The 13,063-nt window shown below is 32.4% G+C and carries 14 protein-coding genes; all 14 read left to right on the forward strand.

Annotated features, from left to right (window positions below; all coding sequences use genetic code 11):
• The 14 genes from K7X70_RS02365 (at position 1) to K7X70_RS02430 (ending at position 13,028) form a co-directional block, all read left to right on the forward strand.
• The gene (locus K7X70_RS02365) at positions 1-1,047 is read left to right on the forward strand and encodes a nucleotidyltransferase family protein (protein ID WP_222535550.1); all 1,047 of its coding nucleotides are present in this window, start codon (positions 1-3) and stop codon (positions 1,045-1,047) included.
• Between the two features lie 9 nt (positions 1,048-1,056).
• On the forward strand, positions 1,057-1,758 hold the full coding sequence (locus K7X70_RS02370) for an acylneuraminate cytidylyltransferase family protein (RefSeq protein ID WP_222535551.1): 702 nt from the start codon (positions 1,057-1,059) through the stop codon (positions 1,756-1,758).
• The gene (gene hisF / locus K7X70_RS02375; protein ID WP_222535552.1) at positions 1,745-2,587 is read left to right on the forward strand and encodes an imidazole glycerol phosphate synthase subunit HisF; all 843 of its coding nucleotides are present in this window, start codon (positions 1,745-1,747) and stop codon (positions 2,585-2,587) included. Before K7X70_RS02370 ends, hisF begins: the two co-directional genes overlap by 14 nt.
• A gap of 11 nt (positions 2,588-2,598) precedes the next feature.
• A complete protein-coding gene (gene hisH / locus K7X70_RS02380) occupies positions 2,599-3,237 on the forward strand; it encodes an imidazole glycerol phosphate synthase subunit HisH (RefSeq protein ID WP_222535553.1) in 639 nt (212 codons plus the stop codon).
• Positions 3,238-3,241: 4 nt separating this feature from the next.
• The gene (locus K7X70_RS02385; protein ID WP_222535554.1) at positions 3,242-4,399 is read left to right on the forward strand and encodes an N-acetyl sugar amidotransferase; all 1,158 of its coding nucleotides are present in this window, start codon (positions 3,242-3,244) and stop codon (positions 4,397-4,399) included.
• Positions 4,400-4,401: 2 nt separating this feature from the next.
• Positions 4,402-5,352: a Gfo/Idh/MocA family oxidoreductase gene (locus K7X70_RS02390; RefSeq protein ID WP_222535555.1), complete on the forward strand. Its 951-nt coding sequence runs from the start codon at positions 4,402-4,404 to the stop codon at positions 5,350-5,352.
• Positions 5,353-5,390: 38 nt separating this feature from the next.
• Positions 5,391-6,353, forward strand: a complete 963-nt coding sequence (locus K7X70_RS02395) for a Gfo/Idh/MocA family oxidoreductase (protein WP_222535556.1) — start codon at positions 5,391-5,393, stop codon at positions 6,351-6,353.
• Between the two features lie 67 nt (positions 6,354-6,420).
• Positions 6,421-7,569: a hypothetical protein gene (locus K7X70_RS02400; protein ID WP_222535557.1), complete on the forward strand. Its 1,149-nt coding sequence runs from the start codon at positions 6,421-6,423 to the stop codon at positions 7,567-7,569.
• The gene (locus K7X70_RS02405; RefSeq protein WP_222535558.1) at positions 7,535-8,836 is read left to right on the forward strand and encodes a lipopolysaccharide biosynthesis protein; all 1,302 of its coding nucleotides are present in this window, start codon (positions 7,535-7,537) and stop codon (positions 8,834-8,836) included. The genes K7X70_RS02400 and K7X70_RS02405 overlap by 35 nt, the downstream gene beginning before the upstream one ends.
• Position 8,837: 1 nt before the next feature.
• Entirely contained in the window at positions 8,838-9,356 is a 519-nt protein-coding gene (locus K7X70_RS02410) for an acyltransferase (RefSeq protein ID WP_222535559.1), read from the forward strand.
• Positions 9,356-10,345, forward strand: a complete 990-nt coding sequence (locus K7X70_RS02415) for a hypothetical protein (protein WP_222535560.1) — start codon at positions 9,356-9,358, stop codon at positions 10,343-10,345. Before K7X70_RS02410 ends, K7X70_RS02415 begins: the two co-directional genes overlap by 1 nt.
• A 155-nt stretch (positions 10,346-10,500) precedes the next feature.
• Positions 10,501-11,637, forward strand: coding sequence for an N-acetyl sugar amidotransferase (locus K7X70_RS02420; protein ID WP_222535561.1), 1,137 nt, complete (start codon positions 10,501-10,503; stop codon positions 11,635-11,637).
• Positions 11,634-12,248 (forward strand): imidazole glycerol phosphate synthase subunit HisH, encoded by a 615-nt coding sequence (hisH, locus tag K7X70_RS02425; RefSeq protein ID WP_222535562.1) that lies wholly within the window; start codon positions 11,634-11,636, stop codon positions 12,246-12,248. The genes K7X70_RS02420 and hisH (K7X70_RS02425) overlap by 4 nt, the downstream gene beginning before the upstream one ends.
• The gene (locus tag K7X70_RS02430; RefSeq protein WP_222535563.1) at positions 12,249-13,028 is read left to right on the forward strand and encodes an AglZ/HisF2 family acetamidino modification protein; all 780 of its coding nucleotides are present in this window, start codon (positions 12,249-12,251) and stop codon (positions 13,026-13,028) included.
• Positions 13,029-13,063: the final 35 nt, after the last annotated feature.

Raw genomic sequence — 13,063 nt, forward strand, 5'->3', positions numbered from 1 at the left:
ATGAGACAACACATAGTAAACCTAGGTGCCGAAGCAAGGATCGCACTACGTGCTTTAGATGTGCTAAAAGACTTTGTAAGTAGAACACTTTTTGTTGTTAATGATGACAACAAATTGGTTGGTTCACTAACTGATGGGGATATTAGAAGAGGCTTGTTAAATGGATTGGAAATTTCTCATTCAATAGCTGATTTTATGAACAATAATTTCAAATATTTAAAGAGTTCTGAAGATAATATAACCTTAATAAAAGAGTACAAAAATAATGGAATAAGTTTAATCCCATTAATTGATGATAATTTTCAGTTATTAGAAATTTTGGATTTAACAATTACCAAAACAATACTTCCTGTAGCTGCACTTATAATGGCAGGTGGGAAGGGGGAGCGATTAAAACCGCTAACAGAACAAACCCCAAAACCAATGCTTAAAATTGGAAATAAACCGATAATAGAGTACAATATAGACCGTTTAATTGCTTATGGTATTAAGGATATCTTTATCAGTGTAAAATACCTAAAAGAGCAAGTAATTAACCATTTTGGCAATGGTTCCTCAAAAGGCGTAAATATCTATTATATAGAGGAGGATGAGCCTCTCGGGACACTTGGAGCGCTTTCCTTGATTGAAAACCTTCATTATGAAGATATTTTAGTGATGAATTCAGATCTATTGACAAATATAGATTTTGAAGATTTTTATCAGTTCTACATGCAAGAAAATGCGAGTATGGCATTGGCTAGCATCCCTTATAAGGTTAATATTCCGTACGCTGTATTGGAAACTTTTGAACATAAAGTTGCTTCATTTACTGAAAAACCAGATTATATCTATTATTCAAATGGTGGAATATACTTGATGAAGGTAGCTTTAAGAGATATGTTTGTGAAAGGATCATACTTTAATGCAACAGATTTAATGGATAAGGTGATTGCAGATGAAAGACATAGTCTAGTTCATTTTCCATTGTTGGGCTATTGGTTAGACATAGGTAAGCATCAAGATTATTTAAAAGCTCAGGAAGATGTTAAACATATAAATTTTTAATTATTAAAAATGAAGACTTTATATATAATCCCTGCTCGTGGAGGCTCAAAAGGTATACCTGGGAAGAATATAAAATATTTATCTGGGAAACCTCTTATTTATTACACGCTGGATATAGCAAGAAAATTGGCTGCAGACGAGGATATTTGTGTAACTACTGATTGTGATGAAATTATTTCAGTTGTTAAAGCTTATGGACTTCATGTGCCTTTTAAAAGACCTGAGGTATTAGCAACTGACACTGCAGGTACGTATGATGTTTTATTACATGCTATAGAATATTATGAGCAACAGGGGATAAAATATGATAATATTATGTTATTGCAACCGACGTCTCCATTTAGAACTAAAGAGAACTTAGTTGACATAAAGAATCTTTATCATAAAGAGCTTGATATGGTGGTTTCCGTGTGCGAATCACATCAGAGTCCTTATTTTACTCTTTTTGAAGACAATAAAGATGGATTTTTAATGAAGTCAAAAGATGGGTATTTTCAGACACGTCAAGAAGCTCCGCCGGTTTATTTTTATAATGGGTCTCTTTATTTAATTAATGTAGCGTCCTTGAAAAAGACACCAATTCACTCCTTTTCAAGAATAAAAAAATATGTAATGGATGATATTCATTCGGTGGATATTGATTCTCCATTAGATTGGATGATTTGTGAAACAATAATAAGTGAAGGGTATATAGTAGATGAAAACAGTTAGAATTATACCAAGATTAGATATTAAAGGTCCAAATCTTGTGAAAGGAATTCATTTAGAAGGACTAAGGGTCTTAGGTAGACCTGCTGATTTTGCTAAATATTATTATGAACAGGGTGCAGATGAATTACTTTTCATGGATGTTGTAGCATCTTTGTATGAGCGCAATAGTTTGCATAATATAATATCTGAAACGGCAAAAAGCATTTTTATTCCAATTACTGTCGGTGGTGGGTTAAGATCAATTTCTGATATTAGAGAAGTTTTACGAGCAGGGGCAGATAAGGTATGTATTAATACTGCTGCGATTAAAAATCCTGATTTTATAAAAAAAGCATCTTTAGAGTTTGGTTCGTCTACAATTGTTGTTGCAATAGAAGCAATTAAACAGTCTGATGGCCAATATATGGCCTTTGTAGATAATGGAAGAGAACATACAGGAATTGAAGTTGGTGGTTGGGCCGAAAGGGTAGAAGAACTAGGTGCAGGGGAGTTAATTATAACTTCTGTAGATCGAGAAGGCACAGGTAAAGGATTTGATATGGACTTATTGAACTTAATAGCTTCAAAACTATCAATACCTGTAATCGCTCACGGTGGTGCTGGGAATGCTAATCATGTTATGGAAGTCTTACATAATGAAGATATTGAAGCAGTTTCTTTAGCATCAATATTGCACTATGAGGTACTTAGTAATTTTACAGTAGATTATGACAGTAAGGAAGGAAATTTTGATTTTTTAAAAAGTGGAAGAACATTTCAGAAATTTCTCCCTCTCCAGTTAAAAAAATTGAAGGAAAGTCTTTTAGTAAATGGTTTTGATTGTCGTTAATATTTAGCAAAGTGAAAAAGATAGTAATTGTTGATTATGGCTTAGGAAATCTCTACAGTATAGAGCAAGCATGCATACATGTTGGTTTCCCTCCAATAATTTCAGGTAAAACTGAGGATATTCTTAGTGCTGATTATTTAATACTACCGGGTGTTGGCGCATTTGGTGTTGCAATGCAGTCTTTGAAAGATACTGGTTTAATTGAAACCATTAAGGAATATGCTAAGTTAGGTCGACCTTTAATGGGTGTATGTCTTGGCATGCAGTTGTTATTTGAAGAAAGTGAAGAGTTTGGAAATAATGTGGGATTGGGCTTAATCAAAGGAAATATTGTTAAGTTTCCAAAGTATATTGAGGATCAAAAAATTAGAATTCCTAATGTTGGTTGGCGTAAAATATATGCACCAGCAAATATAAGTTGGAATGAAACCCCATTAAGAGATATTGAACAGGAACGGGATCATGTCTATTATATTCATTCCTATTATGCTAAGCCAAAAAATATAGAGGATATTTTGTGTTTATCTGAATATAATGGATTAGAATATGTATCAGGTGTTCACTGTAATAATATTTGGGGATTTCAGTTTCATCCAGAAAAGAGTGGGGAAGAAGGGCTTACAATCTATAAAAGATTTTTAGAAATTTAAATAAATGGAAAATAAAAACACGCAACAAAGGTATAATTTACCTTCGGAAGTTAAATTTTGTGTAAAGTGCACGATTTCAAATCAAAGGCCAAGGATATCTTTTGATGAGAACGGAGTTTGTTCAGCTTGTAACTTTGCTGAGTTTAAGAAGAATAAAATTGATTGGACTGAGAGGGAAAAGGAACTGGTTGAAGTTTTGGACAGATTTAGAAGAAATGATGGCGGATATGATGTCATCGTTCCTTGTAGTGGAGGTAAAGATGCTGCCTACATTGCGCATGAACTAAAACATAAATATGGAATGAATCCACTAACTGTTACGTGGGCTCCACATCTCTACACAGATATAGGTTTTAAAAATTTACATGAGATGATTAGAGTTGGGGATTTAGCTAATATTTTAGGTACTCCAGCGGGGAAAACTCATAAAAAATTAACTAAATTATCTTTTGAAATATTAGGAGATCCATTTCAACCTTTTATTTATGGTCAAACTAATTTTCCATTACAGGTAGCTGTACAACACAAGGTTCCTTTGATTATGTATGGAGAAAATGGGGAAGTTGAGTATGGTGGAGATATGAAAAATGCCTTTAAAGCTACAAGAGATTATAAATCAGATCATAAAAAGCACTATTTCTCAGGCTTAGGTCCGGATGACTTGGTAAAGTATGGTGTGAGTGAAAATGATCTTGTTCCTTATATGGCACCTTCAAATGATAGTTTAGATGAAATAGGAGCTGAAATTCATTTTTATGGGTATTATAAAAAATGGGTACCTCAAGAAAACTACTATTACTGTGTTGAAAATACAGGTTTTGAGGCTAATCCAGTAAGAAATGAAGGAACTTACTCTAAATATGCTTCTTTAGATGATAAAATAGATGGATTTCATTATTATTTAGCATTTATCAAATTTGGATTAGGTAGATGTACTTCAGATACGGCTCATGAAATTAGAGATGGACACATTACCCGTGAAGAAGGAGTAGCTTTAGTACGTAAGTTTGATAATGAATTTCCAAAAAAATATTTCCAAACATTTTTAGAATACTGTGATATTTCAGAAGATTATTTTTGGGAAATAGTAGATAGCTGGCGTTCTGCTCACCTATGGGATAAAGTAGATGGTGAATGGGAGTTAAAAACTAAAGTACATTAAGGATGAATATATTATTTGTTGGTTTTGGAGGTATGGGGTGCCGTCATGCACAATCCTTCCTTGATGAGAAAAATAAGTATAACTTATTCGTAATTGAACCCAATAAGGAATTGTTCTTAGCTAACTTAGCGCGTATCGGGGCAACTGAAAGTGATTTTTGTTGGTGTGAATCCTTAAATGACATTAAGGAACAAATTGATTTTGCAGTGGTGGCTACTTCTTCTGGACCTCGCTATAATATTGTCCAGAATTTGTTAGATAAAAATATTCGTTATTTATTATTAGAAAAGGTAGTTTTTCAGTCAGAGGAACAGTTTGCACAAATAATTGACAAATTGGAACTAAAAGGAGCTACTGCCTATTGTAATTTTGTAAATCGTTATTTCCCTCAATATTTAAATATTAAAAAAGAGTTAGTGGGAACTAATCGTCCTTTAAATATGCACGTTAGAGGTGGTGATTTTGGTTTAGGCTGTAATGGACTACATTATTTAGATCTATTTGAATATTTAACTGGTAGTCAGTCGGGCAATTATCTTTCTGATTTGAAAGAAAGTCTGTTAGTTAACAAAAGAGGGTCTCAATATAAGGAGGTAAACGGTACACTTGTATGTAAGACCGAAAATAATGATTGTTTTACGATCAGTTCACACCCTACGAAGAAGATTGGCGTGGAAATTACAATTACTTCATTAGAAGGAATTCACTTTTTTGATGAAGAAGATCAGACGTATCATTTTTATGATTTTGAGAATAATTTAATCAAAATGGAAAGTTTTATTACGCTGCCTTCGAGTAAATTGACATACGCTATTTTTCAAGACATACTTGAAAGTAAGTGCATGTTACCCACAGTTAGTCAGACCTATAATGCACATGTGAACTTCTTTCATGAATTGAATAACGTATTTGCAGGACAGTCAGCAAGAGACATAATTTGTCCAATAACCTAAAAATTCACCTGATAGAGATTTTACAAAATAATTCTAAAATGAGTTTAAAAAACACGAACGTATTACTTATAGGCAGTGGCTATATGGCAAGAGAATACCTTTTGGTATTAGTTGGCTTGCAATGTAATGTTACAATTGTAGGTAGAGGGGAAGAAAAAATAGCGCTTTTAAAAGCGGAGTTCCCACAATTTACCTATTATTCTGGGGGGTTAGAAAACTATTTAATTAGTAATGACTCTTTTCCAAGCTTTGCTATAAATGCCGTAAATGTAAACCATCTAAGAAATACTTCACTGCAACTCCTTAATAAAGGAATTAAATATATACTTATTGAAAAGCCTGGAGATATATCTACAGAAGGTCTCGAAGAAATCAGGTCCTCTGCTATTAAGAATGAGGCTCAGGTTTCTATAGCTTACAATAGGAGATATTATAGTTCCGTAATTGCTTTAAAAGAGCACATCATGATGGATGGGGGTGTAAGGAGTGTTCACTTTGAATTTACTGAGTGGGTACACACTATAGATCCATCTATTTATGATAGTTATACTCTTGGAAAGTGGATTACAGCAAACTCATCACACGTTATTGACACAGTGGTATCTATAATTGGATTACCTGAACAATTAAATGCAAACGTTCAAGGTTTAAATGAAATTTCTTGGCATCCAAGCGGGAGCGTTTTTACAGGTAACGGTGTAAGTAGAAACAAAGTGCCATTTACATATCATTCAGATTGGTTGAGTGCAGGACGTTGGTCCATTGAAATAATGACCAAAAAAAGGAGATTCTATCTAAAACCTATGGAAAAGCTGCAAGTCCAAAATCGAGGATCGGTTGCCATTGAGGAGGTAAATGTAGATGACACAATTGATAAGGAATTTAAACCTGGATTATACCTGTTAACTGAATCTTTTTTAAGCCGTAACACAGATAATCTGGTAAACCTTGATGATCAAATTGTCATGAATTCTTTTTATGATAAGATTGGCAATTATTAAATAAGGCTGGCTGTATAAAATAATTAAGAATGATGCTTATATGTATCGATTAAATGATGTTTGCGGGATGGAAAGAATAAAGCTCTACTTAGTTTCGATTATATTTATTTTTCTGTTCCTCGCACCAAACACTCTTTATGTTTTTTTATCGGATACTGCAACGAAGGTTTTATTCTTGTTTTTATTCACTTGTTATATTCTCTTTTTTTTAATCAATTTTAAGGGAATAACATCCAAAATATACATTTATCCCTTTTCACTAACGATGGTGTTTGTGGTCTTTGGTACTCTTAACTTAATCGTTAAGGGTACCACTGAAACATTTAATATACTTGGACCAATAATAACTTATCTTGCCTTCTACTATGCATATAATTATCAAATAAAATCTAGTGTAATAGGTATTTACCTACTAGGCTTGTACATATACTATTTTATTGTTTATTATAGTACATTACCTAGTTTATTGATTCATCCTGAACTTGAAGATTTTTTTGGTAAGGCTTCTTCTAATGCGATACCTATTACTATAAACATTACGCTATATGCTTATATGATTATGAATAAGTTTTTAGATCAGAATAATAAAAGAAAAATAATCCTCTTTGCATTCACTAATCTAGTACTTATCATTATTCAACAAAGTCGTGCAGGTATAATTATTGCCATTTTAATTTTATTAGTGGCATGTTTTGATTATTCTAAAAGAATAGCCTATAACATCATAGGCTTTATTGGGATTGTGATTATGTATGTATTAATTTTCCATTTTCAGGTGGTTAGTGAATATTTTGATCTAGTTGGCGCTATTGATACCAATAGTATTAAGGATGACATTAGGGGTGATGCACAGGCACAATTTTTTAATGGACTGAATTTAAATACAACTATATTTGGTTATGACAAAGGGAATTTTTCCGGACTAATGTATACATACAATGTCTTTCTTGATGTCTGGAATAGATATGGAATCGTATCATTAATTATTCTAGGCCTTACTTTTATATATCGTATTATTTTCTACAAAAAGTTTAAATTTCCGCTGTATTTTTTCATCCCTTTTTTGGTTTATAGTTTAGTAGAGTCACAATTTTTCCCCAATTTTTGGGATATAATTATCTATTTGATGCTATTCTCACTGAAAAAGGACAGCAATTCTGCTCTTATCTCATCAAAAAATAATGTTCAAAAAGATTCAATCATCAATGCTGTTTAAAAACACTGCAATCTATCTTATTGCCAATATGGTAAATGCAGCTATTCCTTTTGCATTGATCCCAGTATTAACGAGTTATTTAACTCCTACTGAATATGGGATTATCTCTTTGTATACTCTTTTTGTTAGTTTCGTTACCCCTTTCATTGGTTTAAGTGTTCATGGTGCAATCACAAGGAAATATTTCACCGTTTCTGAATCAGAATTTAGAGAGTATGTAGGTAATTGCATAATAATTACGTTTTCAAGTTTATTACTGTTTTCCATCATAGTAGCAGGTTTTAAAAAATATATTGCCACATTCTCTGGACTTCCAGAAGATATTTTATATGCTGTAATTCTAATTTCTTTTTTTCAATTTTTGATCCTTATTCAATTAACAATTTTGCAGGTTAAAGAAAGATCCATATTATATGGACTCCTTCAAATTGGTGTCTCTTTATTAAATTTTGGACTTAGTTATTTATTTCTAGTGAAATATTTAGAAGGATGGCACGGAAGACTAAGAGCTTGGCAATTATCTACAGCAATTTTTGCTTTAATTACACTTTTTATTCTTGTTTTTTATGAAAAAGTGAGATTTAAATTTAACCCCTTATTTATTAAAGATATTTTAAGATTTAGCCTTCCATTGATACCGCATACTATTGGTGGCTTAATTATTGCCCTGAGTGATAGAATAATAATAAGTAAGGTACTTGGCTTAACCGAGACAGGTATTTACACGATTAGTTTTCAAATAAGTAGCATATTATTAATTGTTTTAACTTCTTTCAATAGTGCCTATGTTCCTTGGTTATTCGATAAACTAAAAAAGGATGATAATTCAGTAAAGTTGAAAATTGTAATAATGACCTATTATTTAATGTTCTTAATTTTGTTAATGGTAATCATTGGAGCTCTAATCGCCCCTTTATTTTATAATGTTTTTGTTGGGAAGAACTTCCAGGAAGGAAGTAAATATTTATTTTGGATGTTATTATGCTTTGGTTTAAATGGGATGTATTTTTTGGTCTCTAACTATATATTTTATGCAAGTAAAACAAAGTTCTTGGCTATAACCACATTCTTTATTGCTATTATTAATTTACCAGTTTGTTATTTTTTCACAAAAAGATGGGGTTTAATGGGCTCAGTTCAATCGAGTGTACTTTCCTGGTTCCTACTCTTTTTAATAACTTGGTTCTTAAGTAATAGGGTCTACCAGATGCCTTGGAAAAAGGGCTTTCTTAGAGCCCTTAAATTTGATATGGATTTTAAATTTTAATATGATGGGATTATTACAGAAAATGTTGAAATTAAGACATACGTTAATAAGAGGCATTAGACAATTTATAGTTTTGAGACAAGTTGGATCTCATAAAGGAGAGATATTTGTTGGGGGGAAAACGCGTTTGTCTAAACAAACGCACTTAGGCCTTAATCCAAATTTTAACGGAATGACTATTAATGGAGTGGGAAAAGTCATTATTGGAGATAATTTTCATTCTGGAACAAATTGTCTGATTTTAACTAGCAATCATAATTACGATCATGGACTTAAAATCCCTTATGATGAAACGCATGTAATTAAGAATGTCTCAATAGGTGATAATGTTTGGCTTGGTGATCGTGTGATTATTTTGGGTGGAGTGGATATCGGGGAGGGAGCTATTGTTCAAGCTGGAGCTGTTGTAACTAAAAGTGTTAGTATCGGAGCTATAGTTGGTGGAAATCCAGCTCAGGTATTTAAGCATCGCAACATGGAACACTACTATGATTTAAAGTCTAAAAAACTATTTCACTAATGGATCATTTTATTTTTTTGATAGCAGCTGAACACCAATTATTTCAAGTCATAGAGGCAATAGATAAATACAATATCGAAGCAGATAGAATGACGCTTATTATAGAGGATATGGGTGATGATGAATTGGTTAGAAAAATCACGGAGAATACAAAGATTGGCAAAGTTTTAGTCTTTAAAAACTGGGTTTTTAAAGACATTTTTATTAATCCTTCTAAACACCGAAATTTCATTAGTTACTGTAAAAAAGTACGTAATGAAAATAATCAAATTTTATTTTTTGCAAGTCATTATAACAGTGATAATACACTGATATTTTTGTCCCTAGTCAAACCTACTTCTTTTTATATTATGGATGAGGGAACTGCTAGTTTTACAGTCTCTTATTTAAGATCAAAAGCTAATAGTGATGCATTTAAACTAATTATGAAATCTTTGCTGTATGGATTTGTACTTCGAATTCCAAAAAGCTTAATTTATTTTACGAAGTATAATTTTCAGATTCTAAGCACTGATCGGATTGAAAACTATGCGCCTGTTAAAGTGCTAAACCCATTGTCTACTTTTAATGATAAAGCTGCAATTTTTCTTGGAACAAGTGTAGTGGAGGTCGGAATAATGAAAGAAGACATGTATTTAAAATATTTGAATTCTGTATTCCATTCATTTTCTGGCGATAATCATTACTATTATCCTCATAGAAAAGAAGCAGAATCTAAATTAAATTCAATAAGGGAAATTGGCTTTACAGTAATGAAATCACAAGGGCCATTTGAAAACCTGTTTGCTGAACTAAAAGTCAGTCCAATTAGAATTGGTTCTTTTATTTGTACTACGGTACTGGATAATATTTCAAGGACAAATGTTAAAGTTCCAGATTTAATTATATATGAATTTGATCTGGATTATCTATTAAAGGATAAGTATGTTTATGGGCAGATTGCTGCCATGATGAAATCCAATAGTAGATTGACATTTGTTGAAATATAACTACGACATTTTTATGCGATATTTGTATCGTAAATATAATTTGAGGAAAAGTTGATTTTTTTTATTAATACACTGGTTGTATCAATAAAAAACGATCTTTACGATATGTTTAATTTGTTCCTGATAAAATAATAAATTAATAGCCTAAGAGTAAAATGAAAAAATACCAAATCTGTACTAAGACAATAATGGATACATCTGATCCTAATATTGTTTTCGATGAAAATGGAATCAGTGATTACTATCATAACTTTCATAATAACATTCTTCCAAACTGGAATCCTAATGAAAAAGGAATGGAAGAATTAATGAAAATATCAGAAAAGATAAAAGCAGAAGGAAAAGGTAAAGACTTTGATTGCATTATTGGAATGAGTGGTGGATTGGATAGTTCCTACGTTACCTATATTGCAAAAGAAGTAATGGGATTAAATCCTTTAATCTTTCATGTTGATGCGGGCTGGAATACTCAACAGGCAGTAAGTAACATTGAGAAACTTGTAGATGGTCTTGGCTTGGATTTATATACTGAGGTTATTAATTGGGAAGAGATGAAAGATCTGCAAGTTGCGTATTTTAAAGCTCAAATAGCAAATGTTGACGATCCTCAGGATACAGCATTCTTTTCTTCTTTGTATAAATTTGCAAAAAAGCACAAAATAAAGTATGTATTAACCGGTGCCAATTTCTCGACGGAATGTTGTAGGGAGCCAGAGGAATGGGGCGCTTATCCTGGAATTGATAAAATTTTAGTTCAAGATATACATCGTCGATTTGGCAGTACTCCACTAAAGACATTTCCGATAGTTGATATTTTAGAATACAAGATTTACTATAAATATGTACTAGGAATGGAAATAGTTAAGCCTTTAAATCTAGTTCCTTACATAAAAAAAGATGCAGAAAAACTATTGGCAGATCGTTTTGGTTGGGAAAAATTTCAACACAAGCATCATGAATCTCGTTTTACAAGGTTTTATGAGGATTATTGGATGCCAAGAAAATTTGGTTATGAAAAGCGACGTGCCCATTTTTCAAGTTTAATTCTGACAAATCAGATGACCAGAGAAGAAGCACTTGAGCGTATTTCAAAGCCAGAGTTAGATGAGCAATTTTTACTTCAAGAGTTTGAATATGTAGCTAATAAGTTTGATTTAAAGGTTCAGGAGTTACAGGATATTTTTAATGGAGCGAATAAGACGTTCCATGACTATAAAAATAAGAGAGCTTTAATCGGGCTTGGTGCAAAAGTTATGAAGATTTTGGGTTTAGAAAAACGTTTGTTTAGATGATAGCACTTATAGATTATGGGGTTGGTAACATAAGGGCATTTACCAATATTTACAAACAGCTAAACCTTCCGATAAAAATTGCTAAGTCCGAGGATGATTTAATCGACGTTACAAAAATAATTCTACCAGGAGTTGGTGCATTTGACCATGCAATGGATCAGCTTAATCATTCTGGTATGCGCCAAAGATTAGATGATTTGGTTCTTAAACAAGCGGTACCTGTTGTCGGTATTTGTGTAGGAATGCAGATGTTAGCTAATTCGAGCGATGAAGGAAAGTCAGCTGGTTTAGGTTGGATAAATGCTTCAGTTAAGAAATTTGACGAAAGTAAAATCAGTTATTCAACCCATTTACCACATATGGGATGGAATGATATTAAATCAGTAAAAAGAAGTCCAATTTTGGAGGGACTTGAAAAGGATGCTAAATTTTATTTTTTACATTCATATTATTTTCATTGTAATGATTTAGAAAATACAATTGCAACAACTGATTATGGAATTGAGTTTTGTTGTGCAGTTAATAAAGATAATATTTATGGGGTACAGTTTCACCCAGAGAAAAGTCATCAATTTGGAATTCAACTCTTGAACAATTTTGCTAAATTATAGATGTTACGTCCTAGAATAATCCCGTGTTTATTAGTAAAAGACAAAGGTCTTGTTAAAACAGTCCATTTTAAAAACCCAAAGTATGTTGGTGACCCAATAAACGCGGTTAGAATTTTCAATGAAAAGCAAGTTGATGAGTTAACTGTTTTAGATATTGACGCTTCAGTTGAGGGTAGAGAGCCTGACTATAGAATGATTGAAAACTTAGCTGCGGAATGTCGAATGCCACTCTGTTATGGTGGAGGTGTTAAAACTGCAGAACAAGCTCAGCGAATTTTCAGTCTAGGAGTTGAGAAAATCGCAATTAGTTCTGCGGCTGTAGAAAATCCGAATTTAATTGCTGAAATAGCATCAAGGGTTGGCAGCCAAAGCGTAGTAGTGATCATGGATGTTAAGAAGAAGTTGCTTGGCGGATATGAAGTTTATATCAATAATGGCAAGAAAGGTACGGGTAAGAATCCATTTGATTTGGCTAAGAAATTAGAAGAGTTGGGTGCTGGTGAGGTGGTTGTCAATTCAATTGATAATGACGGAGCTATGAAAGGTTATGATCTTCAATTAGCTGAAAAGATAAGAACAGTTACAACATTACCGTTAACTATCTTGGGCGGTGCAGGCTCTTTAGAAGATATAGGTAAGCTCATTAGTAAGTTTGGTATTATTGGTGCCTCAGCTGGTAGCTTATTTGTATTTAAAGGGGTATACAAAGCAGTATTGATAAATTATCCTAATCCCGAACAAAAGGACGAACTTATAAATGAATATTTTAAATTCAATTAATTAATTAGGTTTAATATAACTAAATGAATCGGAGA

The sequence above is a fragment of the Pedobacter polysacchareus genome, assembly GCF_019802255.1.
Taxonomy (GTDB): domain Bacteria; phylum Bacteroidota; class Bacteroidia; order Sphingobacteriales; family Sphingobacteriaceae; genus Pedobacter; species Pedobacter polysacchareus.

Coding starts and splice junctions, on each gene's coding strand:
- K7X70_RS02430 (WP_222535563.1), top strand. CDS start 12,249: ATGTTACGTCCTAGAATAATCCCGTGTTTATTAGTAAAAGACAAAGGT.
- K7X70_RS02385 (WP_222535554.1), top strand. CDS start 3,242: ATGGAAAATAAAAACACGCAACAAAGGTATAATTTACCTTCGGAAGTT.
- hisF (WP_222535552.1), top strand. CDS start 1,745: ATGAAAACAGTTAGAATTATACCAAGATTAGATATTAAAGGTCCAAAT.
- K7X70_RS02420 (WP_222535561.1), top strand. CDS start 10,501: ATGAAAAAATACCAAATCTGTACTAAGACAATAATGGATACATCTGAT.
- K7X70_RS02400 (WP_222535557.1), top strand. CDS start 6,421: ATGGAAAGAATAAAGCTCTACTTAGTTTCGATTATATTTATTTTTCTG.
- K7X70_RS02365 (WP_222535550.1), top strand. CDS start 1: ATGAGACAACACATAGTAAACCTAGGTGCCGAAGCAAGGATCGCACTA.
- K7X70_RS02410 (WP_222535559.1), top strand. CDS start 8,838: ATGATGGGATTATTACAGAAAATGTTGAAATTAAGACATACGTTAATA.
- hisH (WP_222535562.1), top strand. CDS start 11,634: ATGATAGCACTTATAGATTATGGGGTTGGTAACATAAGGGCATTTACC.
- K7X70_RS02415 (WP_222535560.1), top strand. CDS start 9,356: ATGGATCATTTTATTTTTTTGATAGCAGCTGAACACCAATTATTTCAA.
- K7X70_RS02370 (WP_222535551.1), top strand. CDS start 1,057: ATGAAGACTTTATATATAATCCCTGCTCGTGGAGGCTCAAAAGGTATA.
- K7X70_RS02390 (WP_222535555.1), top strand. CDS start 4,402: ATGAATATATTATTTGTTGGTTTTGGAGGTATGGGGTGCCGTCATGCA.
- K7X70_RS02395 (WP_222535556.1), top strand. CDS start 5,391: ATGAGTTTAAAAAACACGAACGTATTACTTATAGGCAGTGGCTATATG.
- K7X70_RS02405 (WP_222535558.1), top strand. CDS start 7,535: ATGTTCAAAAAGATTCAATCATCAATGCTGTTTAAAAACACTGCAATC.